This window comes from Lysobacter sp. F6437 (assembly GCF_052547215.1).
Window position 1 is genome coordinate 1,445,091 of record NZ_JBQWRB010000001.1, and the last position, 24,916, is coordinate 1,470,006.

The window sequence follows — 24,916 nt, forward strand, 5'->3', positions numbered from 1 at the left end:
CTCAGCCGTAGACCGGGAACTGCGCGCACTGTTTGGTCACGTTCTCGCGCACCCCAGCGATGACCTTGTCGTCAGCGGGGCTGTCGAGCACGTCGCACATCCAGTTGGCCAGCGCGACGCAGTCGGCCTCCTTGTAGCCGCGGGTGGTGACCGCCGGGGTACCGATGCGCAGGCCGGAGGTGACGAACGGCTTTTGCGGATCGTTCGGCACCGCGTTCTTGTTGACGGTGATGTGGGCCTTACCGAGCGCGGCCTCCGCGTCCTTGCCGGTGATGCCCTTGCCGATCATGTCGACCAGCATCAGGTGGTTCTCGGTGCCGCCGGAGACGATCTTGTAGCCACGCCCGACGATGACCTTCGCCATCGCCTGGGCATTCTTCACCACCTGCTGCTGGTAGGCCTTGAACTCGGGGTCCAGCGCTTCCTTGAACGCGACCGCCTTGGCCGCGATGACGTGCATCAGCGGGCCGCCCTGGATGCCGGGGAAGACGATGCTCTGCAGCTTCTTGACCATCTCGTCGGACGGGTCCTTGGCGACGATGATGCCGCCGCGCGGACCGCGCAAAGTCTTGTGGGTGGTCGAGGTGACCACGTGCGCGTGCGGCAGCGGGTTCGGGTAGACCCCGGCGGCGACCAGCCCGGCGACGTGGGCCATGTCGACGAAGAAGATCGCGTCGACCGAGTCGGCGATCTTGCGCATGCGTGCCCAGTCGATCTTCTGCGAGTAGGCGCTGAAGCCGCCGATCAGCATCTTCGGCTTGTGCTCGGTGGCGAGACGCTGGATCTCCTCGTAGTCGATCAGGCCATCCGCATCGACACCGTACTGCACCGCGTTGAACAGCTTGCCGGAGATGTTGACCTTGGCACCGTGGGTCAGATGGCCGCCGTGGGCGAGGCTCATACCGAGGATCGTGTCGCCCGGCTGCAGCAGCGACAGGTACACGGCCTGGTTGGCCTGCGAGCCGGAATGCGGCTGGACGTTCGCGTAATCGGCGCCGAACAGTTCCTTGAGGCGTTCGATCGCGAGCTTCTCGGCGACGTCGACATATTCGCAGCCACCGTAATAGCGCTTGCCCGGATAGCCCTCGGCGTACTTGTTGGTCAGCTGGCTGCCCTGCGCCTCCATCACCCGCGGGCTGGCGTAGTTCTCCGACGCGATCAGCTCGACGTGGTCTTCCTGGCGCTGGGCCTCGTCGGCGATGGCCTGGGCGAGTTCGGGGTCATAACCTTCGATACGTGCGTCGCGCGGGAACATTGCCACTCCGGGTCTTGTGGGGGGGATGAAGGCTCCGAGTTTAGCGCGGTTGAGAGCGGGCTCCGAGGAGATACGCGGGGCAGGAGGCGGCCGGCGGGGGTATGGCTCCGGCCCTTCATCAGGTCCGCTCCGCGGCCCAGCCCGGTGCAGCGCGCCGGGCGTTCGCACAGGCCGCGCGGCAATGCCGCGCAAGCAGGCCTGCACTCACCCTGCCCTGAGGCGGGCCGCGGGCCATCCATGGCCGGCTTCTGCGCCACAACCCCACCGTCCACCTCCTGCCACGGAGGTCTGCCTAATTCGGCTGCATTTTGTAGGAGCGGCTTTAGCCGCGATCGGAAGCCGTTCGCCCGCCGACTCCGGATCGCGGCTAAAGCCGCTCCTACAAAGGGCCGTGTGATCGGAGGGGGGACAACGAAGCCACGCACTCCAAACGCCGAAGCGGCGGGGTGGCCGGGGGATGTGGAAAGCAGGCCATGGATGGCCTGCGGCCCCGAGTCAGGGCAGGAAGCCCTGACCGAGGGGAGGAACATCCCCCGGCTACCCCGTCGCCCTGTCCGAAGCCCGCGTCCCTCCCCGCTTTTTATCCGCCCGCCTTTAACCGCCATCAATCCCCGCATGGCACCCGGCCCGCGCATCCGCGATAATGGCCAATTCCCGAACACCTCCGGCCCCTGCCCCGACCTGCAGGCCGCCGCCGTACGCCCTTGCGCCGCCCCCGGGCGCCGCTCCACGGAGTCCCCATGTCGCAATACATCTACACCATGAACGGCGTGTCCAAGACGGTGCCGCCAAAGCGCCAGATCATCAAGGACATCTCGCTGTCGTTCTTCCCCGGCGCCAAGATCGGCCTGCTCGGCCTCAATGGCGCCGGCAAGTCGACCGTGCTGAAGATCATGGCCGGCGTCGACCAGGACTTCACCGGCGAGGCGCGCCCGGCCAAGGACATCAAGGTCGGTTACCTCGCCCAGGAGCCGCAGCTCAATCCCGAGCACACCGTGCGCGAGGCGGTCGAGGTCGGTGTCGGCGACGTGCTCAGCGCGCAGGCCGCGCTCGACCGGGTCTACGAGGCCTACGCCGAGGAAGGAGCCGACTTCGACAAACTCGCGGCCGAACAGCAGCGGCTGGAAGCGATCCTCGCCAGCGGCGACGCCCATACGCTGGAGACCCAGCTGGAAATCGCCGCCGACGCGCTGCGCCTGCCGCCGTGGGACGCCGTGATCGGCAAGCTGTCGGGTGGCGAGAAGCGCCGCGTCGCGCTGTGCCAGCTGCTGCTGCAGAAGCCCGACATGCTGCTGCTCGACGAGCCGACCAACCACCTCGACGCCGAGTCGGTCGAGTGGCTGGAGCAGTTCCTGTCGCGCTACACCGGCACCGTGGTCGCCGTGACCCATGACCGCTACTTCCTCGAGAACGCGGCCGAGTGGATCCTCGAACTCGACCGTGGCCGCGGCATCCCGTGGAAGGGCAACTACACCCAGTGGCTGGAGCAGAAGTCCGAGCGCCTGAAGCAGGAAGAGGCCGGCGAGAAGGCGCGGCAGAAGGCGCTGGCGAAGGAGCTGGAGTGGGTCCGCAGCAACGCCAAGGGCGGCCGCAGCAAGGGCAAGGCGCGACTGGCGCGGTTCGAGGAGCTCAACTCGGTCGAGTACCAGAAGCGCAACGAGACCAACGAGATCTTCATCCCGCCGGGCGAACGCCTGGGCAACTCGGTGATCGAATTCAAGAACGTGTCCAAGTCGTTCGGCGACCGCCTGCTGATCGACGACCTGAGCTTCATCATCCCGCCGGGCGCGATCGTCGGCATCATCGGCCCCAATGGCGCCGGCAAGTCGACCCTGTTCAAGATGATCACCGGCCAGGAAACCCCGGACAAGGGCGAGATCGTCACCGGCCCGTCGACCAAGGTCGCCTACGTCGACCAGAGCCGCGACAAGCTGGAGGGCAACCACAACGTCTTCCAGGAAGTCTCCGGCGGCGCCGACATCCTCAACATCAACGGCATCGAGATCCAGTCGCGCGCCTACATCGGCCGCTTCAACTTCAAGGGGCAGGACCAGCAGAAACTGGTCGGCACGCTGTCGGGCGGTGAACGCGGCCGCCTGCACCTGGCCAAGACCCTGCTGCAGGGCGGCAACGTGCTGCTGCTCGACGAACCGTCCAACGACCTCGACGTCGAGACCCTGCGCGCGCTCGAAGACGCGCTGCTGGAGTTCCCCGGCTGCGCGGTGGTGATCAGCCATGACCGCTGGTTCCTGGATCGCATCGCGACCCACATTCTCGCGTTTGAGGGCGACAGCCACGTGGAGTTCTTCCAGGGCAACTACCGTGAGTACGAGGACGACAAGAAACGCCGCCTCGGTGAGGAAGGTGCACGGCCGCACCGCCTGCGGTTCAAGGCGCTGAAGTGATGGAGCGGCGCCTGCGGCGTGGCGGGCGTCTTTTCGATGCCCGCTGCCGGCTCGAGTGACGGTGCATTTGTAGGAGCGGCTTCAGCCGCGATCGGAAATCGTTCGCTCGCGCCAATTCCAGATCGCGGCTGAAGCCGCTCCTACAAGAGCCCGGAGTTGCGCAACATCCAGACCGATCGCGCGCCGCATCGGCAAATACAACACCGAGGACGACCATGGATTTCATGCAGGCATTGCGGCAGCGCTGGAAGGACGCGGACTCACTGGTCTGCGTCGGCCTCGACCCGGAGCCGGCGAAGTTCCCGACGGCCTTCCGCGACGACCCCGACGCGGTGTTCAACTTCTGCCGCACGATCGTCGACGCGACCGCGCCCTACGTGTGCAGCTTCAAGCCGCAGATCGCCCACTTCGCCAAGCTCGGCGCCGAGGACACGCTGGCGCGGTTGATCGCGCACATCCACACCGCGCACCCGGGCATCCCGGTGATCCTCGACTCCAAGCGCGGCGACATCGGCAGCACCGCGGCGCATTACGCGAGCGAAGCGTTCGACCGCCATGGCGCCGACGCGGTCACCGCCAATCCCTACCTCGGGCGCGACTCGGTGCAGCCGTTCCTCGACCGCGCCGACAGGGGCGTGGTGATCCTGTGCCGGACCTCCAATCCCGGTGCCGGCGACCTGCAGGATCTGGAGGCGCAGGCCGGCGACGGCGTGGTCCGGCCGCTGTACCAGCACGTCGCGGCAAAGGTCGCGAACGAGTGGAACACCCACGGCAACTGCATGCTGGTGGTCGGCGCGACCTGGCCGGAGCAATTGCGCGAGGTGCGCGAAATCGTCGGCGAGGTGCCGTTCCTGGTGCCCGGCGTCGGCGCCCAGGGCGGCGACGTCGAGGCGGTGGTGACGAACGCGAAGACCGCCGACGGCACCGGGCTGGTGGTGAGCTCGTCGCGCGCGGTGCTGTATGCGTCGGGTGGCGAGGATTTTGCCGAAGCGGCGGCCGATGCGACGATGGCGCTACGCGACCAGATCAACCGCTACCGATAACGCGCGCTTTGTAGAAGCGGCTTCAGCCGCGATCGGAAAATCGGTCGCCTATGCCGACTCCAGATCGCGGCTGAAGCCGCTCCTACACAGTAGTGGCGATGCCCTCTCCGTCTCAACGACTCCGCAGCCACGCCCGCGCCGCGGCCAGCGGGAAGCGCAGCCAGATCGCGGTGAACACGCCGGCGCGCAGCAGCGGGCCGCGCTGGTCGGCCTCGAACTTCCCGAAGTAACGCCACAGCCCGCGGTGTTTGTGCCATTCGACGAACAGCGGCCGCGAGCGGCTCGACACGCCGCGCACGTGCATGACGCGTACCTGGTTGGCGACGGCGATGAACGCGCCGGCATCGAACGCGCGACGGCACAGATCGAGGTCCTCGGCGTGCAGCCGGTAGGCCGGGTCGAATCCACCCAGCCGTTCGAACAGGCTGCGCGAGATGAACATCAGCGCGCCGGAGATCGCCGCGACCTGCTGCAGTTCCTGGCTGTCGTCGGGCGCGACCGCCATCGTCGTGCCACCCGCGGTCGCGGCGCGGGACTTTCCAGCGCCTGCCCGCCCGGAAACCACCCGACCGGGCAGCAATGCACCCAGCATCGCCCCGAAGTCCGGATCGCGGCGGCGCGCGGCGGGATCGCGCACGCCGTCCTCGTCGACCAGGTCCGCGCCCAGCAGGACCTCGCCACGCGGCAGGGCCAGCGCGCGCAGCGCGGCCAGGGAACCGGCCTCGACCATCGCGTCGGGATTGACCAGCGCCACCCAGCGCGCGGCCGGCATTGCCGCCAACGCGTCGGCGGCGCCCTGGTTGCATGCGACCGCGAAGCCGGGGTTGTCCGGGTTGGCGATGAAGCGCACGCGCGGATCGGCGGTGGCGTGGCGTTGCGCGATCTCCAGCGTGCCGTCGTCGGACTGGTTGTCGACCATCCGGACCACGCCGACGCCGTCCGCCGCGCGCAGGCGCGCGAGGCAGTCATCGATCGTCGACGCGCTCTGGTGGGTGACCACGACGACGGCGATGTCGTCAGCCGGGGAAGAGGGTGGGGTTGTGGGTTCGGTCATGACTCGGGGGCGTCGGGGGAGCGGATACCGGTGACTCCGGCGTCGGCGGTCTCGATGGTCGGGGCCTGGGACGTTGCAGGTTCATCGCCCGGGGCGTCAGGCATCGCCGCGTCGAACAGGTCTGGCTGCGGCTCCGGCGGGCCGATGCCCTCAAGCAGATCCGCTAGTCGTTCCCGCGGACCACGCAACGGGTCGCGCATCAGGAAGCCGGCGATGCGCGCATGCCAGTCCGGCCAGCGCACGGCGATGCGGTCCATGTCGCCCTCGATCGCCGTGCCCTCGGCCGTGCGGGCGACGAACGCCGATTCGCACAACACGTTGCGCCAGCCGAGGCCGGACAGCCGCAGCGACAGGTCGATCAGGCCGGCATACCAGGACCCGTAACTGGCGGTGTCGAGCCCACGTGCCTTCGCGCGCGCGCTGCCGCGCAACAGCACCACATGGCTGACGGCGGCCGGCAGTTCGGGATGGATGCGGGGCATGCGTGCAAGCGCGCGGGCGAGACGCGCGGGTTCTCCGGGCATCGGGGCGATCTCGCCGATGCGCGGCCACGCCGCGGCTTCGCCTGCGTTGCACCACGGGGTCGCGGTGGCGATGGCGCCGTCGCTGGCCAGGCAACCGGCCAACTGTTCCAGCCAGCCCGGCAGCGGCACCGCATCGGCGGCCAGCACGGCGACGTCGGCGCTGCCGCACGCGGCGAGGATTTCGTCGAGATGGGCGACCTCGCCGATCGCGCGCTGGCGCCGGGTGTAGTCGGCCTTCAGCGCAGTGCGCGCGAGCCAGCGTTCGATGATCGCGTAGCCGCGTGGGCCGGCCTGGGCGTCGTCGGCCAGCCAGATCCGGGTGCCGGCCGGTGTACCGGTTTCCAGCGCGGCCAGGCAGGCATCGAGTGCGTCGTCGTCGCTGCCCACGGGCACGACGACGATGGGCAGTTCAGCCATGCGCGGGCTCCACCACGCGGATCACGCTCGCGACCATGCCGGGTTACTGCTCCGGCTGGCGATGCAGCGGCTCCAGCGCGCGGAAGCGGCGGCCGTACTCGTCGGTCAGGTCACGTGCTTCCTGCGGGTTGCGGATGATGGTCGGGGTCAGCAGCACGATGGTCTCCTCGCGACTGGTCGCGGACGACTGGGTGCCGAACAGGCCGCCGATCACCGGGATCCGGCTCAGCCCCGGGAAGCCCGACGAGCCGCGGGTCACCGCGTCGCGGATCAGGCCGGCCAGCATCACCGTGTCGCCACTCTGGATCGCCGCCTCGGTCTTGAGCTTGCGGGTGTCGATGCGGACGTTGCCGAAGCGGTCGGGCTCGCCGCCGGGCGCGCTCACCTCCTGCACGATGTCGAGGAACACCATGCCGTCCTGGGTGACCCGCGGGCGCACCTTGAGGATCACGCCGGTGTCGAGGTACTGCACCTGGCTGTAACTGGTGTCGTTGCCGATGCCGGGGTTGACCGTCACCGACGACACCGGGATCCGGCTGCCGACGTTGAAGGTCGCCTCGGCGTTGTTGCGCACCACCACCGACGGCGTCTGCAGCATGTTGACGTCGGTAACCGAGTCGAGCGCTTTGATCACCGCCGCCGCGTTGCGGCCGAGGAAGGTCCAGGCCACGCCGCCGGGGTTGCCGATCGCCTCGCCGACACTCCCGGCAAGCGTGCTCCAGGTGTCGCGATTGACCGCGTTGGGCAGGCCGTTGTCGGTCACCGCGCGCTCGAAGAACCAGTTGACGCCGTACTCGAGGTCGCCGCTCAGCTGTACCTCGACCACCTGGGCCTCGATATGCACCTGCATCGGCATCACGTCGAGCTGCTCGATCACGTCGGTGATCGACTGCCAGGCGCGCGCGCTGGAGCGCACCAGCAAGGCGTTGGTCTCCTCCACTGCCGACACGCCGACCTCGTCGCCGTCGACTTCGAGGCTCACGTTGGCGTTGCCGTCCTGGGCCGCGCCGAGCGACATCGAGTCGCTGCCGGAACCGCCTGAAGAGGAAGAATTTCCGCCGTCGTAACCTCCCTTGCCACCGATGCTGACCGAGCTGTTGCCGTCACGGTCGGATTCGATATCGACCGATTCCAACCCCGGCATCAGCGTCGGCGCGGCGGCGTCGCCACCGTCACTGCTCGACGAACCGCCAAACACCTCCGCCAGCCGGTCGGCAAGGTCGCGTGCCTTGATGTACTTCAGCTGGTACGTGTAGAGCCGCACGCCGTCGCCGGCGCTGTCGATCCGGTCGAGCCACTGCTGGATGTCATCCAGGTAGTCCGATTGCGAGGTGATCACCATCACCGCGTTGGCGCCATCCAGCGGCATGAAGCGGAACATCCCGGCTACCGGCGAGTTGCTGGCCTCGCCGAATACCTTCTCCAGGTCGGCGACCACCCGGCTCGCCTTGCCGGCGTGCAGCGGGAACACCCCGACCGACATTCCCGACAGCCAGTCGACGTCGAATACCTCGATCGTGCGCAGGTAGTTCTGCAGCTCGGCGCGGGTGCCGCCGACGCTGATCACGTTGCGCGCCGGGTCGACCCCGACGATCGCGTTGGGTCGCGCGTACGGCTCGAGGATCTTCTCCATCTCGGTCGCCGAGACGTAGCGCAACGGCACCGTGCGTACCTCGAAGCCGCGCGCGTTGGCGGCACTGCCGGTGCGTGGAGCGACGTTGCCGGCCAGCGCCTGGTCGGCGGCGACGATGTTGTAGCGGCCGCCGCTGTAGACCATGCGCGCGTTGTTCCAGCCCAGCACCTGGTCGAGCAGGCTGATCGCCTCGGCCGGGCTGACCGGCTTGGGCGTCGCCAGGGTCACCGTGCCCTGCACGCCCGGCGCGATCACGTAGTTCTGGCCGAGCATGTCACCGAGGATCGCCTTGACCACCGCGTGCAGGGATTCGCCCTCGAAGTTGAACGTCGCCGCGCCGCTGGTACCGCCGAGGTTGGGCAGCGGCGCGGCGGCAGCGGCGCGGTTGATGACCTGGCCGGTGCCACGACGGATCTGTGGTTGCGGGCCGACGTCGTCGCCGGCGAGCGGCTGCGCCTGCACGCCGTCGCCGACCACCACGGCATCGGCCCTCGCGTCGGTGCCGGCGGTGCGTATCTGTACCGCGCCGGCGCCGCGATCATCGGGTCCGTCGCGACGCATGCTGGCCACCGGACTACTCGTACAGGCGGCCAGCAGCGTGACAAGGACGAAACCAGGCACGAGCTGGCGCAGGAGCGGCCGCCGCCACGATGCCGCGGGGGCGGCACGCTGCGGGGACGACAGGGAGCGGACGGGGGATGGCTTCATTCCATGCACTCTAAGGTCTGTTGGCCGGCGGTTGCGATTGCGACTCGCCGCGCAGCCGCGCGCGACGTTGCTCGATTCGGTTGCGGATGGCCTCCATCTGGGCCTGGTCGGTGGCCTGCGCGGGCGGCGCGGCCGCGGCATCGTCGACCTTGGCCGGTGCCGGCGCGGGTGCGGCCGGCGGGGGCGCAACCGGGACGCGGTCGTCGGTGGCCGCGGGATCGAGCTGGGTCGGGCGCTCGCCGCCGACGCCGTCATAGACCCGCAACTCCAGCGTGCGCTGGCCCTCAGGGCCCTCGAACACCGCGCTGCGTGCGCCCAGTCCGACCAGCCGCCAGGCCGGGTGCGATTCCGGCGCCTGGTCCAGCCTGACCCGCGCCGGCATGCCGCCGTCGGCCGGCTGGATGATCGCCAGCTTCAGCCGTGGCGTGATCAGCACGCTGGTCAGCACGTAGTCGAATGCCTCCTGCTCGACGGCTTCGCCTTCCCCTTGCAGGAAGAACGGTTGTGGCTTGCGATCGGCGGAGAACAGCGGGCGCGTGGCGATGGCCTCGTACTGGCCGGGCGGTCCCAGTCGCAACGCCGGCGCGGGCCGTGCCGGCGGCAGCGGTTTCAGCAGCGCGGGATCGTCGGCCAGCGGCTCCACCCGTCCGCCCATGCCGGCAAGCGCGAGCAACCAGGCCGCCAGCGCCCAGCCGGCAATGCCGGCCAGCAGCCAGCTGCGCGGACCGGCGTCATCAAGGCGCATCGGGCGCCTCCAGCGGTGGTGCAAGGTAACCGTACAGGTCGAAGGAGGCGTCGAGCCCGCCGTTGCCGCCGTCCGACGCGCCGCGGCCGGGGCTGAAGTACATGCGCTGGGCGAGGATGTTGAGGTTGCCGATGAACAGCCGGGGGTCGCCGCTTTCGAGTGAATGCAGCACGCTTGCCAGCTCCGGGGTACCGCAGCGCAGGCGCACCTGCACCACCACCCGGGCGTAGCGCTCGCGGGTGTTGGCGTCGAGCGGCGAGCGATTGGTGATCGCACAACTGCGATTACCCGGGCTGGCCTGCTGGACGACGGTTTCCAGCCGCTGGATCAGGCTCGCGGTCGCCAGCTCGGGGTTGGACTCGGGCAGGAATCCGGGGCGGTCGCCCTGCTGCGCGCGTACCTGCTGCAAGCGTTGCTCGACCTGCGGCGCCTGTTGCAGTTGCGCGCGCAGCCGCAACTCGCGTTGTTGCAGGGTGTCGATCCGGGCATCGGCTTCCCGCATCGGCACGGTCCACCACGGGTGCACCAGCAGCGCATAGGCCAGTGCCAGCAGCGCCAGCAGCAGGCCGAGGGCGAGCCAGCGGTCGCGCGGGGTGAAGGTTTCAAGGGGCCGGGTCGGGGGCGTCATTGCCGGCCTCCTCGGGGGTGGACTCGGGTGTCGGCAAGGCCAGTTTGGCGACCAGGGTGAAGCGGTCGCGCCCGCTGCCGGGGTCCCGCTGCAACGCGCCTGCCAGGGCGGGCGAGCGCCACAGGTCGGTGCCCTGCAACTGACCGATCAACGCGGCGGCCTCGCGGCTGAGGCCGATCAGCATCAATTGCTGGTCGTCGATCGAGAGTTTTTCCAGATAGGTGCCGTCGGGCAGGCGCCGGGTCAGTTCGTCGATCACCTCGATGCTGGTCGGACGCTGCGCACGGGCGCGATCGAGGAAGGCCTGGCCTTCGATGAGTTCCATCAGTTCGTGCCGCTGCGCCGCGGCCTGGCGGCCGGCATCGGCCTTGCGCGCGATCGCCTGTTCGAACGCATCGGCGGCGTCGCGCCGGTTGTCCAGCAACTGCCACAGCAGCGCGGCGATCGCGAGCACGGCAACCGCCGTCAACGCCAGGTTCCAGCCGGCCCACGGGTCACGGTGGCGGCGGCGCTGCGACGGCGGCAACAGGTTCACCCCGAGCGGCAGGCCGTCGGCGGCGGCCAGGTCGACCCCGGCGAGGGTCGGCGCCAGCGGACCCAACGCCACCAGTTGCGGGTCGAGTACGGCGCGCGGCACCGCGACCAGTTCGGCGTCGATCTGGCCGTCGCCATCGCGGCGGCCGAGCACGCGGGCGTCGTAGGCCACCGCGTCGGCAGTGAACGGGGTTTGCCGGTCGATCTCGAACCCGACCACGTCGCGCAGGCGCTCGGCCGCGGCGGCGGGCAGGCTGATCCGGCGACGCAGCCCCTGTGCAGGCGCGAGCAGCAGCCAGCGCGGCAGGTCGGCGATCCGCGCGTCGAGCAGGCGCGCCAGCGGATCGTCCGTCGCCGGCCCGCCCTCGGACAGCGGCGGCAACAGCGGCAGGCGCCCGATGTCACGCAACTCGCCCGCACTGTTCAGGCGCAACTGCAGCTCATCGCCATCGCGCAGCAGCAGCAGGCGGCCGCGGTCGAAACCGAGCACGCGCCGCCAGCGCACCGGCAGCCACGAAGCCAGCGCGCCGCTCCACCAGCGCAGGAAGCCACCCGCGCCGGGTCCGAGTCGTGCACCGATGTGGCCGAGGCGACCGCCCAGGCTGCTTTCGAACAGGCTCATCGTGGTGAAGCTCCCTCCTCCCAACGCAACGCGGTATACGCCATCCCGGGAACGCCACTGCCCCCCGCGCGCACCACGACCCTGAGCAGCGACTGGCGCCCGTCGGCGAGCCGCGCAAGGCTGTCGATACTATACGTACCGCTGCCGCCTGCGCCGGGCAGGCCACCGGCGGGGTCGAACTGCGCGCGCGCGGCGACCAGCGCATCGCCATCCAGCCCGATCGCGGTGAGCACCGGCGCCGGCGCGAATGTCGGGTCCGGCCGCGGCAGGCCGCTGTAGACGGTGACGTTGGGCTCGACCCGTGCATAGACCCCGGGGCTGAAGCCGAGCACCTGCTGCAATTCGGCGATGCTTTCGAACGCGGCGTCCTTGGCCCCGTAGGCACGGCCGGCCGATGCGTAATCGCGGTCCTCGGCGCCCCCCTCGGCCTGGGTCAGCTGGTCCGGGTCGCGCCAGTCGACGACCGCCGCCGCCAGCCGCGCCGCTTCCACCTGGTCGACCCCAAGCGCGAGCAGCAGGTTGGCCAGGACGGTGAAGTCGGTCTGGTTGAGGTCGATCTTGCCGTTCTCGTCGACGATCCGGACCTCGACCTCGGCGCCGGCATAGCTCCACTGGTACGGCTGGCCATTGGGTTGCCATTGCAGGCGCGGATCGACCAGTTCCACCCGCGACAGCGCGTATTCGACTCCGGCACGGGCGGCGCCCTGGGCGGCCAGCCCGCGCACCAGCACCTGGCCCTGCAGCCGCTCGACCCGGGCCACCATCGCGAACCCGCCGACCAGCGCGGTCAGCAGCACGATTAGCCACAGCACCAGCAACAGCGCGGCGCCGTCGACCCGCGGGCGGGACGCGATGCGCATCAGAACCCTCCCATGGCATTGCCGGCGGCACCGCGTGCGAGCGGCAGCGCGACCACCAGTGGCGGCCATTCACGACCGTCGGCGTCGGCCAGGGTGACTTCGACCATCCACGGCAGTTGTTCGGGGGTGGTCCAGTCGTCCTGCCAGTCGGCCATGCCACCGTCCGGATCGGGGCCGCGATAACGGAAGCGGGCCGACTCCAACCCATCGACCAGCGGTTCCGGCGGCCGCGGGTCGGGGTCCTCGAAGGTCTCGCCGGCGAGCACCAGTTCAAGCACCAGGTCGATGCGAACGCCGTCGCCGTCGTCCTCGATGCGGAAGTCGTGCAGGTACGGCCCGCCGCGGCCGAGGTAATCCGGCAGGTCGGCGACGAAGCGCATCCGCCCGGATTCGCCGATGAAGCGTTGCGGCATCAGGCTGGCCTCGTCGGTGCCGAACGCGATCGGCCGCGCCGCGACCAGGCGCTTGCGCAGGAACCCTTCGACCGCGCGCATGCGCTCGCCCCGCGCGGCCAGCGCCTCGCCGGCACTGGCGGTGCGGGTGGCCGCGGTCAACGTCGAGAACGCGACCGCCAACCCGGCGGCCAGCAGCACCGTCGCCAGCAGCACCTCGATCAGGGTGAAGCCGGCAGCCCTGGCGACGGGGCGCGTCATCGCAACGCCACCTGCAGGTCCGGCGGTGCCAGCCGCAAGCTGCGCAGTTGCAGGCGCTCGCGCGGGCCGGCGTCGCCCCATTGCACGGTCAGCACCACCTCGTAGAGCCGGTTGTCAGCGGGAGCGACCGGGCCAGTGACCGGCAGCCCGTCGGACCATGGATCGACCTGCAACGACCAGCGGTAACGGCCATCGTCGAACTCGCCGGTGCGTTGTCCCGGCCGCAGCGGCTCGCCGACGCCGACGGTGTCCAGCAGCGACTGCGCGTGTAGTGCAGCGCGCCCGGCATCGCCCGACCAGCGCACCTGCCGGGTTGCGCCCGACAGCGTGCCGAGCAGCAGGCTCAGGGCCAGCGCGAGCAACGCGAAGGCGACGATCACCTCGATCAGCGAGTAACCCGCCTGTCCACGTCGCGACCGGGGCGAACCGATCCTCACGGCGCCGCTTCCGCGCGCGCCAGCGTCACTTCGCCGGTCAGCCAGGCCACGTCGATGTTCCAGGCCGCGCCTTCGCGGGCGAGCTGGATCCGTCCACCGGTCGCGGCGCCGTCGTTGAAGAACATCACCGCGCCTTCGCCCTCGCCCGGCTGGACCTCGCGTGCGCCGGTGAAGCGCACCTGCAGCGCGCCGGGAATTTCGCCGTCATGGCCATCGGGCGCCTGCCACGTGCGCGCGGCCGGGTCGATCACGAAGCGTTGCGGCTGCCCGGTCGCGATCGCCCGCGTGCGGGTGAAGCGCAGTTCCGCGGCGATCTCCTTGGCGACCGAGCGCAACTCCATGCCCTTGATCCCGCCACTGAACGCGGCCGCGGCAAGCAGGCTGGCGATCGCGATCAGGCCGACCACCAGCAGCATTTCCAGCAGCGAGACGCCGCCCTGCCCGCGCCTGCGCACGGCGCGGCTACTCGTAGCGGATGTCGCCATCGACGCTGCTGCCGCCGACCTTGCCATCCTTGCCGAGGATCACCAGGTCGAACGCACCGGCCTCGCCCGGCGTGCGGTATTCGATCGGATGGCCCCACGGGTCGTTGAGTTCGGCCGCCTTCGCATACGGCCCGAGCCAGCCGGGCGCGTTGGACGGCTCGGTCACCAGCTCGTCGAGCGCGGTCGGCAGGCGGCCGGTGTCCATCTGGAACGCCTCCACCTTCTGCGCCATCGTGGTCACCTGCGACTTGGCCAGGTTGGCCTTGGCGCGGTCGGCGCCGCCGAGCACGCGCGAGCCGACGAAGGTCAGCACCGCGCCGATCAACACGATCACGATGATGATCTCGATCAGGCTCATGCCGGCCTGTTTCGCGGCGGTGGGGGAACGGGTCAGGGAACGCTTGTTTCGCATCGCAGTCGTCCGTAGTTGGAAGTCGGGGGAATACCGGGCTCAGCCGATCTGGTTGGTCAGGTCGTACAGCGGCGTCAGCACGGCCATCACCACCACGCCGACCACGCCGGCCAGCACCACGGTGACGACCGGGACCAGCGCCGCGAGCATCCGGTCCAGCGCGAGCGAGGTCTGGTGCTCGAAGGTCTCGGCGGTCTTGACCAGCATCGCATCGAGCTCGCCGGACTCCTCGCCGACCTGGATCATCTGCAGCGCCAGCCGCGGGAAGCGTTTGCCGCGCCCAAGGGCGGTCGACAGCGCGACGCCGTTCTTGACCTCGTCGGCCGCGGTGGTGACATCGGCGGCGAGCACGCGGTTGTCCATCACCTTCTGCGCGATGCCGAGCGCGGACATCAACGGTACGCCGTTGCGCACCAGCGTGCCGAGGGTGCGCGCCAGCCGCGCGGTCTCGACCTTGGCGAACAGCCCGCCGAAGAAGCGGCGCCGCAGCAGCCAGCCGTCCAGCGCCTCGCGGAACACCGGATCGCGGCGCTTGCGGTCGATCCACAGCAGCGCCAGCGCCGGCACCACCACCAGCACGATCCACCAGTCGCGCACGAACAGGCCGACGCCGAGCACGATGCGGGTGAACATCGGCAGCTCGGCATCCAGGCTTTCGTACATCTGCGCGAACTGCGGCACCACGTAACCGAGCAGGAACAGCAGGCTCAGCCCGACCATCACCAGCAGGATCGCCGGGTAGATCAGCGCGTTGATCACGCGCCCCTGCATCGCGCGCGAACGCTCCAGGTAATCGGCCAGCCGCGCGAGCGTCTCGTGCAGGCTGCCGCCGGCTTCGCCGGCGCGGACCATGTTGACGTACAGCCGCGAGAACGTGCCGTGCTGCCGCTCCAGCGCGGTCGACAACGACGTGCCTCCACGCACCGCGTCGCGCACGTCGCTGACCACGCGCCGGGCGGTTTCGTCCTCGGGCAGTTCCAGCAGGATGGTCAGCGCGCGGTCGAGCGGTTGCCCGGCGCCGAGCAGCGTCGCCAGCTGCTGGGTGAACTGCACCAGCCGCTCGCCCGCGAACGGTTTGGGCTTGAACAGGTCCCTCCACACCGACGCGCCGCCGCCCTCGCTGGCCAGTCGCGCCTCGACCGGCAGGTGGCCCTGCTCCTGCAGTTTTGCCGCGACCTCGGCGTTGCTGGCGGCCTCCATCTGGCCGTCGAGCATCTCGCCGCGCGCGTTGAGCGCCTTGTAGTTGTAGAGCGCCATGCGATCAGGCGTCCTCGGTCACGCGCAACACTTCCTCGATCGTGGTCAGGCCAGCCAAGGCCTTGACGATGCCGTCCTCGTACATCGTGCGCATGCCGGCGTCGCGGGCGATCCGCTCGATCTCGCCCATGCCGGCGTGGCGCATCACCGCGCGCCGCAGTTCGTCGTTCATGACCATGAACTCCATGATCGTCGAACGGCCCTTGTAGCCGGTCGGCGCCAGCGCCGAAGCGCGCGGGCGATACAGGTGGATGTCGCCTTCGGGTTGGTACCGGCGCAGGCCGAACTTCTCGATCTCTTCCGGCGAGGCGGGGTAGCGCTCGGCGTGCGTCGGCTCCAGCTTGCGCACCAGCCGCTGGGCGAGGATGCCGTTGACCGTCGAGGTCAACAAATAGTCCTCGACCCCCATGTCGAGCAGCCGGGTGATGCCGCCCGCGGCATTGTTGGTGTGCAGGGTCGACAGCACCAGGTGGCCGGTCAGCGCCGACTGGATCGCGATGCGCGCGGTCTCGAGGTCGCGCATCTCGCCGATCATGATGATGTCGGGATCCTGCCGCACGATCGAGCGCAGCGCGTGCGAGAAGTCGAGGCCGATCTGCGGCTTGGCCTGGATCTGGTTGATGCCCTCGATCTGGTATTCGACCGGGTCCTCGACCGTGATGATCTTGACGTCCGGCGTGTTGAGCTTGCTCAACGCGGTGTACAGCGTGGTGGTCTTGCCCGAGCCGGTCGGGCCGGTCACCAGCAGGATGCCGTGCGGCTGCTGCAGCACGTGCTGGAACTGCGGCAGGAACTCGTCGGTGAAGCCCAGCCTCTCGAAATCCAGCACCACCGATTCGCGGTCGAGCAGGCGCATCACCACGCTCTCGCCATGCGCGGTGGGCACCGTGCTGACGCGCAGATCCAGCTCCCGGCCCTGCACCCGCAGCATGATCCGCCCGTCCTGCGGCAACCTGCGCTCGGCGATGTTGAGCTTGGCCATGATCTTGATGCGGCTGATCACCGCCGCGGTCAGGTTGACCGGCGGGCTCTCGCCGTCGATCAGCACGCCGTCGACGCGGTAACGCACCTTCAGCCGGTTCTCGAACGGCTCGATGTGGATGTCGGACGCGCGCAACTCGACCGCGCGCTGGATCACCAGGTTGACCAGCCGGATCACCGGCGCTTCGGACGCGAGATCGCGCAGGTGCTCGACGTCGTCGAGGTCGCTGCCCTCGCCTTCGGCGGTCTCGATGATCGCGCCCATCGCGCTGCGGCCTTGGCCGTGCCAGCGCTCGATCAGCTCGTCGATTTCGGAACGCAGGGCGACGCTGGCGTGGACCTCGCGACCGGTCGCCAGTTGCACCGCATCAAGCGTGTAGGTGTCCTGCGGATCGGCGGCGAGGATGGCGACGCTGGTGTCGGTCTCGGCGACCGGGCAGACCGCGAACTGCTTCATGAACTTGACCGTCAGCGCCACGCCCTCGGGCGGCAGTTCCGGCATGCTCTTGGCGCTGACCAGCGGCAGGTCGAGCACCTCGGCGACGGTCTCGGCGTGGTCGCGCTCGGACACCAGCCCCAGACGGGTCAGCAACGCCAGCAGGCTGCCACCGGTCTCGGCCTGCAGCCGACGCGCGCGACCGAGGTCGGCTTCTTTCAGCCGGCCTTTCGCGAGCAGCGCGTCGACGACCCGGTCCTCGACGGGATTGCTGTCGATGCCGCGGTCATCCGTACCGCCCGCGATGGTGTCTGCCGTTGCGTTCACGATCGCCTCCCATCCTTCAGCGGTCGACTTTAGCAGGACGGCAAAGGCTGGACGTCGGAACAGCACAGCCATGTAGGAGCGGCTTCAGCCGCGATCGGAAATCGTGCGCCGGCCCGACTCCAGATCGCGGCTGAAGCCGCTCCTACAAAAGGCATCACGCAGCGACGTGAATCGGGCGGGAGGTGGCCTGCGGGGGTATTGCGTAAAAGCGGCCATGGATGGCCGCGGCCCGCCTCAGGGCAGGATCCCCTGACGAAGGGCTGCAGCAATACCCCCACAGGCCGCCTCCCGCGCTGCGCAACTACACGAAGCGTTACTCGCGTAAAGGCGCTCTACCCGTTTCGACGGTCAACCAACAAACACCCGCGCGTTGCGGAACATCCGCAGCCACGGGGAATCCTCGCCCCACTCGCGCGGCGCCCAGCTCAGGTTGGCGCTGCGCAGGGTGCGTTCCGGGTGCGGCATCAGGATGGTCGCGCGGCCGTCGGCGCTGGTCAGGCCGGCGATGGCGTCGGCGGAACCGTTCGGGTTGCCGGGGTACTGGCTGGCGAGCGTGCCGTCACCGTCGATGTAGCGCAACGCGGTGCGTGCGGCGGTCTGGTCGAGGTTGCTGTCGAAACTGGCCCGGCCTTCGCCGTGCGAGACCACCACCGGGATCCGCGACCCGGCCATGCCGCGCAGGAACAGCGACGGCGACTCGACCACTTCGAGCAGGCTCAGGCGCGCCTCGAACTGCTCGCTGCGGTTGCGCAGGAACATCGGCCAATGCTCGGCGCCGGGAATGATCGGCTTGAGCTGGCTGAGCATCTGGCAGCCGTTGCAGACGCCGAGCGCGAAACTGTCATCGCGCGCGAAGAAGGTCGCGAACTGCTCGCGCAACGCGCTGCGCTCGAGGATGCTGGTCGCCCAGCCGCGGCCCGCGCCGAGCACGTCGCCGTAGCTGAAACCACCGCAGGCGGCGAAGCCCTTGAAGTCGGCCAACTCGACACGTCCGGCGATCAGGTCGCTCATGTGCACGTCGAAGGCTTCGAAGCCGGCGCGGTCGAACGCCGCCGCCATCTCGATCTGGCCGTTGACGCCCTGCTCGCGCAGGATCGCGACCTTCGGCCGTGCGCCGGTGGCGATGAACGGCGCGGCGATGTCATCAGCCGGGTCGAATGCCAGCTTCGGCACCAGTCCCGGCGCGTTGAAGTCGCGCGCAACGAGGCGCTCCTCGTCGGCGCATTCGGGGTTGTCGCGCAGCTTCTGCATCGCGTGGCTGGTCGACCACCAGGCATCGAACAGCTCGTCCCAGCGCCATTCGGCCAGGGTGTCGCCGTCCTCGCGGATGCGCACGGTGGCGGCGGTGGTCGGCTTGGCGATGCGCTGGGCGCAGTCGATCAGGCCGTGCCGCGCGACCAGGTCGGCGAAGTCGGCGCGATCCTCGGCGGTGACCTGCACGATCGCGCCGAGTTCCTCGTTGAACAAGGTGCGGAACGGGTCCTCGCCCCAGCCGTCGAGGTTGATCTCCAGCCCGAGGTGCGAGCAGAACGCCATCTCGCACATTGCCGCGAACGCGCCGCCGTCGGAACGGTCGTGGTAGGCCTGCAGCAGGTTGGCTTCGCGCGCCTCGCGGATCAGCTCGAAGAAATCGCGCAGGCGCTGCGGGTTGTCGAGGTCGGGCACGCCGGCATTGCGGCGGCCGTCTTCGGATGGCTGTCCGGCAAACGCAGGCAACGAGGTTTCCGGACCGCCATTCCGACCGACCGCGTCCGGATGTACCTGCGCCAGCACCGAACCACCGAGGCGCTGCTTGCCGGCGCCCAGGCCGATCAGCCACAACTCGGAGTCCTCTTCGCGGTTCAACAGCGGGGTCAGTTGCTGGCGCACGTCGAGCACCGGCGCGAACGCGCTGACGATCAGCGACACCGGCGACACCGACTTCCGTTGCTCGTCGTCGACCTGCCACTGCGCCTGCATCGACAGCGAGTCCTTGCCGACCGGGATGCTGAGGTCGATCTGCGGGCACAGTTCGATGCCGACCGCGCGGACCGCGTCGAACAGCAATGCGTCCTCGCCGTCATGGCCGGCCGCGGCCATCCAGTTGGCCGACAGCTTGATCCGGTCGAGCGACGCCACCGGCGCCGCGCACAGGTTGGTGATCGCCTCGCCGACCGCCATGCGCGCGGCGGCGGCGGCATCGAGCAGGGCCAGCGGGGTGCGCTCGCCGATCGCCATCACCTCGCCGGTGAAACCGTCGAAACCGGCAAAGGTGATCGCGCAGTCGGCCACCGGCACCTGCCACGGCCCGATCATCTGGTCGCGCGCGGTCAGGCCGCCGACGCTGCGGTCGCCGATCGTGATGAGGAATTGTTTGGACCCGACGGTCGGGTGCGCCATCACCCGCAGCGCGGCGTCGTGCAGGTCGAGCCCGCTCCAGTCCAGCGATGGCCACGGCGCGTCATCGGGACGGCGGGTGTCGCGCTGCATCTTCGGCGCCTTGCCGAACAGCAGGTCCATCGGGAGGTCGATCGGCCAGTCCTGCGGCGTGGCGTCGTCGCCGTAGATCGATTCGACGGTCGCGCCGTAGCCGACCACCAGCCGCTCTTCGGCGGTCGCGTGACCGACCACCGCGAACGGGCAGCGCTCGCGCTCGCAAATTGCGGTGAACTCGGCCACCCGGTCGACCGGCATGCCGAGCACGTAGCGCTCCTGCGACTCGTTGCACCACAGCTGCATCGGAGACAGCGACGGGTCGTCGGCCGGCACCTTGGCCAGGTCGATGACGCCACCGAGGGCGGAGTCGTGCAGCAGCTCCGGGATCGCATTGGACAGGCCGCCGGCGCCGACGTCGTGGGCGCTGGCGATCGGGTTGGCATCACCGAGCGCGACGCAGCGGTCGATCACTTCCTGGCAGCGGCGCTCCATTTCGGGGTTGTCGCGCTGCACGCTGGCGAAGTCGAGCGCCTCGTGGCTGTCGCCGGACGCGACCGAACTGGCCGCGCCGCCGCCGAGGCCGATCAGCATCGATGGTCCGCCGAGCACGATGACGGCAAAGCCGGGCTTGAGGCCGAGCTTCTCGACCTGGCTGCGGTCGATCGCGCCAAGCCCGCCGGCGAGCATGATCGGCTTGTCGTAGGCGCGCGCATGGCCGCCTTCGTCAAGCTCGAACGTGCGGAAATAACCCGTCAGGTTGGGCCGGCCGAATTCGTTGTTGAACGCCGCCGCGCCGATCGGGCCGTCGAGCATGATCTCCAGCGCCGGCGCCATCCGCGGGTTCAGCGCGCGCTCGCCCTCCCACGGCTGTGCAAGGGTCGGAATGCGTAGGTGCGAGACACTGAAGCCGCACAGGCCCATCTTCGGCTTGCCGCCGCGACCGGTCGCACCCTCATCGCGGATCTCGCCGCCGTTGCCGGTGGACGCGCCGGCAAATGGCGAGATCGCGGTGGGGTGGTTGTGGGTCTCGACCTTGATGCAGAACGCCGACTCGACCGGCGCTTCGGCGCGGTAGCCGCCGGTCGCGGGGTCGGGCCGGAAGCGCCGGCTTTCGTAACCGGCCACCACCGCGGCGTTGTCGCTGTACGCCGACAGGGTGTTCTCGGGCGTCTGCGCGTGGGTGTGCTTGATCATCTTGAACAACGAGGTGGTCTGCTCGCGCCCGTCGATGGTCCAGCTGGCGTTGAAGATCTTGTGCCGGCAATGCTCGGAATTGGCCTGCGCGAACATCATCAGTTCGACGTCGGACGGCTCGCGACCGAGCGCGGCGTAGCGCTCACGCAGGTAGGCGATCTCGTCATCGGCCAGGGCCAGGCCGAGGCGGCCGTTGGCGGTTTCCAACTCGTCCAGCGCAATGCGCTCCAGCTCGCCGCGCGCCGGCACCTGGAACAGCGCGGCCGCGTCCTCGCGCGCGGCCAGCAGCGACTGCGTCATCGGATCATGCAGGACCTTGGCCAGCTCGCCCTGGGTGGCGGCATCGACCGGCCAGCCGGCCAGGTCGTAGCGGGTGCCGCGTTCGACCCGCTGCACCGGCAGGGTCGCGCCGTGCAGCAGCTCGGTGGCCTTGCTGGCCCACGGCGACAGCGTGCCGAGCCGCGGAGTGACATAGCGCGAGACCGCGCCGTCGGCACGCGCGGCGGCCGCCGGTTCAGCCTGCAGGATCCTGCGCAGTGCCGCCTCGTCCGGGGTGGCGCCGGCGTCGGGCTCGACCCAGTAGACCGGCCATGCGTCGAGCAGGCGGATTTGCGGATGAAGGGCCTGGAGACGGGCTTGCAGGCGTTCGCGGCGGAACGCGGACAGGGCGGAAGCGCCCTCGAGGACGATCATGTCCGGGGAACCGTTAGGTCGACGGGGCCGGCTATTGTAGGGCAGTCGCCCATCGCCCGCGGAATCGGGCGGTTTTATGTAGGAGCGGCTTCGCTTGCGGCCGCCAGCTTGTCCAGTGCCTCGCGCAGCGCCTTCGGCGGCACGTAGCCGCCGAGCTGGGTGCCGTCCTCGGCCAGGATCATCGGGGTGCCGGTCAGGCCGGCGCGCTGGCCGACGTTGTACTGCATGGTCACGGTGTTCTTGCAGTCGCGGTCGGTGACCTTGCCGCTGGTCTTGGCCTCGGTCAGCGCCTTCTTGCGGTCGCTTGAGCACCAGACCGAGACCATCTTCTCGAAGTCCTCGCTGCCGATGCCCATGCGCGGGAACGCCAGGTACTCGACCGCGATGCCCTGCGCGTTGTATTCGGCGATCTCGCTGTGCAGCTTGCGGCAGTAGCCGCACTCCACGTCGGTGAACACGGTGACGGTATGCACCGGGTTCGGCGGCGCGAACACGATCCGCTCGCTCTGCGGGATCGTCGCCAGCAGCTTGGTGCGCATGCCGGCCAGCGCGGCCTCGCTGAGGTTCTTCTTCGCCTGCGTATCGAACAGCGCGCCGCCGGCGCCGGGCAGGAACAGGTAGCGGCCATCGTCGCTGACGTACACCACCTGGCCACCGACGATCGCCTCGCGGAAGCCAGGCAGCGGCGCGGCGGTGACGCTTTCGACCTCGACGTTCGGGTTGAGCTGGGCGATCGCGTCGACCGCGCGGGCCTCGGCGGTCCCGGACACGGGCTTGACCGCCGCCGGGGTCGAGGCGGCAGTTGGCTTGCCCTGATCGGCTTGCGGGGTCTTAGCACAGGCGGAAAGGCTGATCGCGCCAAGCGCGGCGACGAGGAGGATGCGCTTCATCGGGTGTCCTGGAGGGGGGCGGTGGTTCGACCGCCCCGGTCGGGGGAATGTTCGATTGTGGCACGGCCGCGGACGCCTCTCCCGTACCTGTAGGAGCGGCTTCAGCCGCGATCTGGAATCGCCGACCCATTCCGGCTCCCGATCGCGGCTGAAGCCCCTCCTACAAAAGCGACTAGCCGCGGGGGTGGTGCTTCGCGTGCAATTGCTTGAGCTGCTCGCGTGCCACAAGGGTGTAGATCTGGGTGGTCGACAACGAGCTGTGGCCCAGCAGCATCTGCAGCGCGCGCAGGTCTGCACCGTGGTTGAGCAGGTGGGTGGCGAAGCTGTGGCGCAGGCCGTGCGGGCTGATCCGCGAGGGGTCGATCCCGGCGACCGCCGCATGGCGCTTGACCAGTTGCCACAGCTGCTGGCGGCTGGGTGCCTCGCCATCGGCGCCGATGAACAGCGGCGCCAGCGCGCGCTTGCCGGCCAGCTGCGGCCGCGCCTGCGCGAGGTAGCGCTCGACCCAGTGCTGGGCCTCCTCGCCCAGCGGCACCAGCCGCTCCTTGCTGCCCTTGCCCATCACCCGCAGCACGCCCTGGCGCAGGTTGATCGCGGTCGCCGGCAGGTTGGCCAGTTCGCTCACTCGCAGGCCGCAGGCGTACATCAGCTCCAGCATCGCGCGGTCGCGCAGGCCCAGCGGAGTGTCGATGTCGGGCGCGGCCAGCAACGCCTCGATCTGGCTCTCGGCCAGTGCCTTGGGCAGCGAACGCGGCAGCCGGGGCGGATCGAGCAACGCGGTCGGGTCGTCATCGCGCTCGCCGCGACGGACCTGCCAGCCGGAGAACGCCCGCAAGGCCGACAGCAACCGCGCATTGCTGCGCGGCGAATAGCCCTCGCGCATCCGCCAGGCCAGGTAGTCGAACAGCGCCGCCCGGTCGGCGCCGGCCAGGCCGCCCCCAGCGCCATCGCGCCAACGCGCGAAGCCCGCGAGGTCGCGCCGATAGCTGTCGAGGGTCGGCTGCGCGAGACCGTTCTCGGCCCAGATCGCATCGAGGAACGCGTCGATCAAGCGGCTGTCGGCCTCCGGCACCGGCGGCAACGCCATGGCGGTCTGGCGGCGGTCGGCGGGCGTGCGGGAGCTCATGCGGAAAGCTTAGTCGATCGACCAGGGTGGCCTGGACTGGCGGAGGTTGCGCGTCATTGGGTCCGGTTGGGAGCGGGACCGGCGACATGCAGTGCACTCCCGATAACGGGACGCCGCGCCGGCAGCATCGAACGGCTGTTCTAAACTGCCGGCCGCTGCTTCCACTTCCGGCCCAGATGAGCGATCCCACCCCATCCGCGACCTCGACCCGTCCTGCCACACTGATCGGCTGGCGCCTGCTCGCGCTGTTCTACGACTTCTGGCCGGTGCTTGCGTTGTGGATGGTCGCCGGTACTGTTTTCGCGGTCGGCTACACACTCGCAGGACACGACCCGCACCAGAACATCGCACCTTTCAGCCCCTTGCAACTCGCGTTGTGGGTGGTGTGCTGGCTGCTGGCAGGCGCCTACGCGGTGCTCAGCTGGCGCCGCGGTGGCCAGACCCTCGGCATGCGGCCATGGCGGTTGCGGGTGGTCGGCATCGATGGCAAGCCGGCCGGCTACCGGGAGTTGGGGCTGCGCTATGCGATCGGCACGGTGTCGCTGCTGCTGGCCGGGCTCGGCTTCTGGTGGGCATGGTTCGATCGCGACCGGTTGACCTGGCATGACCGTGTGAGTGGTACGCGGATTCGTCGGGAACCGAAAGCCGGTTAGAGGGAAAACATGTCACCGCAGTCCGAGAGCGGGACGCGGCGAGCACGTGAGGTGCAAAGAAAAATCAATCTTGCGCGATGGGGTCGGTCGCGCAGGCGCGCGGCAGTGCCGCGCAAACCGCCTGCACTCACCCTGCCCTGAGGCGGGCCGCGGGCCATTCATGGCCCGCTTTTCCGCAATACCGCCACAGTCCACCTCCTGACCGGTTGGCAGTGCGTCGTGTAAGGACAAGCAGCTTCGTGCAGGAACGAAGTGAGTTGCGAATGCCTGCCGCCTCAAGGGTTCAGAGCGTCGCGACTTACGTCGCTCCTACACGAGGCCTGTAGCAGGGCAACTAAACCCCACTCGCGACGCGGCGTCCTGTCGGGGTGTTGCGGAGAGTGCGCCATGGATGGCGCACGTCCCCGACTCGGGCCATGGATGGCCCGACGGAGGGGCGGAGACAACACCCCGGCAGGGCGCCGCCTCTCTCCCGAAACCGCGAACCCCGCGCCGTTGTTCTTGCTGTTGCTATTGCTTGTGTTGCTGT

General features: G+C 69.4%; 19 protein-coding genes and 1 pseudogene. 3 read left to right on the plus strand and 17 right to left on the minus strand.

Annotation, left to right across the window (positions count from 1 at the left end):
* Position 1 precedes the first annotated feature (1 nt).
* Positions 2-1,255, minus strand: coding sequence for a serine hydroxymethyltransferase (gene glyA / locus ACT9F5_RS06760; protein ID WP_445119120.1), 1,254 nt, complete (start codon positions 1,253-1,255; stop codon positions 2-4).
* A 740-nt stretch (positions 1,256-1,995) separates the two neighbouring features.
* On the opposite strand from glyA, the gene ettA reads away from it, so the two are divergent.
* Entirely contained in the window at positions 1,996-3,660 is a 1,665-nt protein-coding gene (gene ettA, locus ACT9F5_RS06765; RefSeq protein ID WP_445119121.1) for an energy-dependent translational throttle protein EttA, read from the plus strand.
* 215 nt (positions 3,661-3,875) lie between these two features.
* Positions 3,876-4,703, plus strand: coding sequence for an orotidine-5'-phosphate decarboxylase (pyrF, locus tag ACT9F5_RS06770; protein ID WP_445119122.1), 828 nt, complete (start codon positions 3,876-3,878; stop codon positions 4,701-4,703).
* A 112-nt stretch (positions 4,704-4,815) separates the two neighbouring features.
* On the opposite strand, the gene ACT9F5_RS06775 is transcribed toward pyrF, so the two are convergent.
* From ACT9F5_RS06775 to xerD, 16 genes and pseudogenes are all read right to left on the minus strand, one after another.
* Complete coding sequence (locus tag ACT9F5_RS06775) at positions 4,816-5,757, minus strand: glycosyltransferase (RefSeq protein WP_445119123.1); 942 nt, start codon at positions 5,755-5,757, stop codon at positions 4,816-4,818.
* A gap of 107 nt (positions 5,758-5,864) precedes the next feature.
* Positions 5,865-6,698 (minus strand): annotated as a pseudogene (locus tag ACT9F5_RS06780) (glycosyltransferase); the annotation flags it as partial.
* 43 nt (positions 6,699-6,741) lie between these two features.
* Positions 6,742-8,892, minus strand: a complete 2,151-nt coding sequence (gene gspD / locus ACT9F5_RS06785) for a type II secretion system secretin GspD (RefSeq protein ID WP_445119124.1) — start codon at positions 8,890-8,892, stop codon at positions 6,742-6,744.
* A 157-nt stretch (positions 8,893-9,049) separates the two neighbouring features.
* A complete protein-coding gene (locus tag ACT9F5_RS06790) occupies positions 9,050-9,784 on the minus strand; it encodes a type II secretion system protein XpsN (RefSeq protein WP_445119125.1) in 735 nt (244 codons plus the stop codon).
* Positions 9,774-10,412: a type II secretion system protein GspM gene (gene gspM, locus ACT9F5_RS06795; RefSeq protein ID WP_445119126.1), complete on the minus strand. Its 639-nt coding sequence runs from the start codon at positions 10,410-10,412 to the stop codon at positions 9,774-9,776. Before gspM ends, ACT9F5_RS06790 begins: the two co-directional genes overlap by 11 nt.
* Positions 10,387-11,568, minus strand: coding sequence for a PilN domain-containing protein (locus tag ACT9F5_RS06800; RefSeq protein WP_445119127.1), 1,182 nt, complete (start codon positions 11,566-11,568; stop codon positions 10,387-10,389). The genes gspM and ACT9F5_RS06800 overlap by 26 nt, the downstream gene beginning before the upstream one ends.
* On the minus strand, positions 11,565-12,428 hold the full coding sequence (locus ACT9F5_RS06805; RefSeq protein WP_445119128.1) for a general secretion pathway protein GspK: 864 nt from the start codon (positions 12,426-12,428) through the stop codon (positions 11,565-11,567). Before ACT9F5_RS06805 ends, ACT9F5_RS06800 begins: the two co-directional genes overlap by 4 nt.
* Positions 12,428-13,081: a prepilin-type N-terminal cleavage/methylation domain-containing protein gene (locus tag ACT9F5_RS06810; protein WP_445119129.1), complete on the minus strand. Its 654-nt coding sequence runs from the start codon at positions 13,079-13,081 to the stop codon at positions 12,428-12,430. Before ACT9F5_RS06810 ends, ACT9F5_RS06805 begins: the two co-directional genes overlap by 1 nt.
* Entirely contained in the window at positions 13,078-13,518 is a 441-nt protein-coding gene (gene xpsI, locus ACT9F5_RS06815) for a type II secretion system protein XpsI (protein WP_445119130.1), read from the minus strand. Before xpsI ends, ACT9F5_RS06810 begins: the two co-directional genes overlap by 4 nt.
* Positions 13,515-14,003 carry a type II secretion system protein XpsH gene (gene xpsH, locus ACT9F5_RS06820; RefSeq protein WP_445119131.1) on the minus strand — a complete coding sequence of 163 codons (489 nt, stop codon included), beginning with the start codon at positions 14,001-14,003 and terminating at the stop codon, positions 13,515-13,517. The genes xpsI and xpsH overlap by 4 nt, the downstream gene beginning before the upstream one ends.
* A complete protein-coding gene (gspG, locus tag ACT9F5_RS06825) occupies positions 13,981-14,415 on the minus strand; it encodes a type II secretion system major pseudopilin GspG (protein WP_445119132.1) in 435 nt (144 codons plus the stop codon). The genes xpsH and gspG overlap by 23 nt, the downstream gene beginning before the upstream one ends.
* Positions 14,416-14,454: 39 nt before the next feature.
* Complete coding sequence (gene xpsF, locus ACT9F5_RS06830) at positions 14,455-15,672, minus strand: type II secretion system protein XpsF (protein ID WP_445119133.1); 1,218 nt, start codon at positions 15,670-15,672, stop codon at positions 14,455-14,457.
* A gap of 4 nt (positions 15,673-15,676) precedes the next feature.
* Positions 15,677-17,368, minus strand: coding sequence for a type II secretion system ATPase GspE (gspE, locus tag ACT9F5_RS06835; protein ID WP_445119510.1), 1,692 nt, complete (start codon positions 17,366-17,368; stop codon positions 15,677-15,679).
* A 396-nt stretch (positions 17,369-17,764) separates the two neighbouring features.
* A complete protein-coding gene (gene purL / locus ACT9F5_RS06840; protein ID WP_445119134.1) occupies positions 17,765-21,718 on the minus strand; it encodes a phosphoribosylformylglycinamidine synthase in 3,954 nt (1,317 codons plus the stop codon).
* Positions 21,719-21,792: 74 nt separating this feature from the next.
* Positions 21,793-22,608: a thioredoxin fold domain-containing protein gene (locus ACT9F5_RS06845; RefSeq protein ID WP_445119135.1), complete on the minus strand. Its 816-nt coding sequence runs from the start codon at positions 22,606-22,608 to the stop codon at positions 21,793-21,795.
* Between the two features lie 172 nt (positions 22,609-22,780).
* A complete protein-coding gene (xerD, locus tag ACT9F5_RS06850; RefSeq protein ID WP_445119136.1) occupies positions 22,781-23,734 on the minus strand; it encodes a site-specific tyrosine recombinase XerD in 954 nt (317 codons plus the stop codon).
* A gap of 176 nt (positions 23,735-23,910) precedes the next feature.
* Here xerD and ACT9F5_RS06855 point away from each other — a divergent pair, with 176 nt between their 5' ends.
* Entirely contained in the window at positions 23,911-24,387 is a 477-nt protein-coding gene (locus ACT9F5_RS06855; RefSeq protein ID WP_445119137.1) for an RDD family protein, read from the plus strand.
* Positions 24,388-24,916: the final 529 nt, after the last annotated feature.

What these genes read in the sequence shown, in the direction of transcription:
- xerD (WP_445119136.1), bottom strand. Translation starts at nt 23,734, where the DNA reads ATGAGCTCCCGCACGCCCGCCGACCGCCGCCAGACCGCCATGGCGTTG.
- ACT9F5_RS06775 (WP_445119123.1), bottom strand. Translation starts at nt 5,757, where the DNA reads ATGACCGAACCCACAACCCCACCCTCTTCCCCGGCTGACGACATCGCC.
- ACT9F5_RS06800 (WP_445119127.1), bottom strand. Translation starts at nt 11,568, where the DNA reads ATGAGCCTGTTCGAAAGCAGCCTGGGCGGTCGCCTCGGCCACATCGGT.
- xpsH (WP_445119131.1), bottom strand. Translation starts at nt 14,003, where the DNA reads ATGGCGACATCCGCTACGAGTAGCCGCGCCGTGCGCAGGCGCGGGCAG.
- ACT9F5_RS06790 (WP_445119125.1), bottom strand. Translation starts at nt 9,784, where the DNA reads ATGCGCCTTGATGACGCCGGTCCGCGCAGCTGGCTGCTGGCCGGCATT.
- ACT9F5_RS06810 (WP_445119129.1), bottom strand. Translation starts at nt 13,081, where the DNA reads ATGACGCGCCCCGTCGCCAGGGCTGCCGGCTTCACCCTGATCGAGGTG.
- ettA (WP_445119121.1), top strand. Translation starts at nt 1,996, where the DNA reads ATGTCGCAATACATCTACACCATGAACGGCGTGTCCAAGACGGTGCCG.
- gspG (WP_445119132.1), bottom strand. Translation starts at nt 14,415, where the DNA reads ATGCGAAACAAGCGTTCCCTGACCCGTTCCCCCACCGCCGCGAAACAG.
- gspD (WP_445119124.1), bottom strand. Translation starts at nt 8,892, where the DNA reads ATGCGTCGCGACGGACCCGATGATCGCGGCGCCGGCGCGGTACAGATA.
- xpsF (WP_445119133.1), bottom strand. Translation starts at nt 15,672, where the DNA reads ATGGCGCTCTACAACTACAAGGCGCTCAACGCGCGCGGCGAGATGCTC.
- gspM (WP_445119126.1), bottom strand. Translation starts at nt 10,412, where the DNA reads ATGACGCCCCCGACCCGGCCCCTTGAAACCTTCACCCCGCGCGACCGC.
- ACT9F5_RS06855 (WP_445119137.1), top strand. Translation starts at nt 23,911, where the DNA reads ATGAGCGATCCCACCCCATCCGCGACCTCGACCCGTCCTGCCACACTG.
- glyA (WP_445119120.1), bottom strand. Translation starts at nt 1,255, where the DNA reads ATGTTCCCGCGCGACGCACGTATCGAAGGTTATGACCCCGAACTCGCC.
- pyrF (WP_445119122.1), top strand. Translation starts at nt 3,876, where the DNA reads ATGGATTTCATGCAGGCATTGCGGCAGCGCTGGAAGGACGCGGACTCA.
- ACT9F5_RS06805 (WP_445119128.1), bottom strand. Translation starts at nt 12,428, where the DNA reads ATGCGCATCGCGTCCCGCCCGCGGGTCGACGGCGCCGCGCTGTTGCTG.
- ACT9F5_RS06845 (WP_445119135.1), bottom strand. Translation starts at nt 22,608, where the DNA reads ATGAAGCGCATCCTCCTCGTCGCCGCGCTTGGCGCGATCAGCCTTTCC.
- purL (WP_445119134.1), bottom strand. Translation starts at nt 21,718, where the DNA reads ATGATCGTCCTCGAGGGCGCTTCCGCCCTGTCCGCGTTCCGCCGCGAA.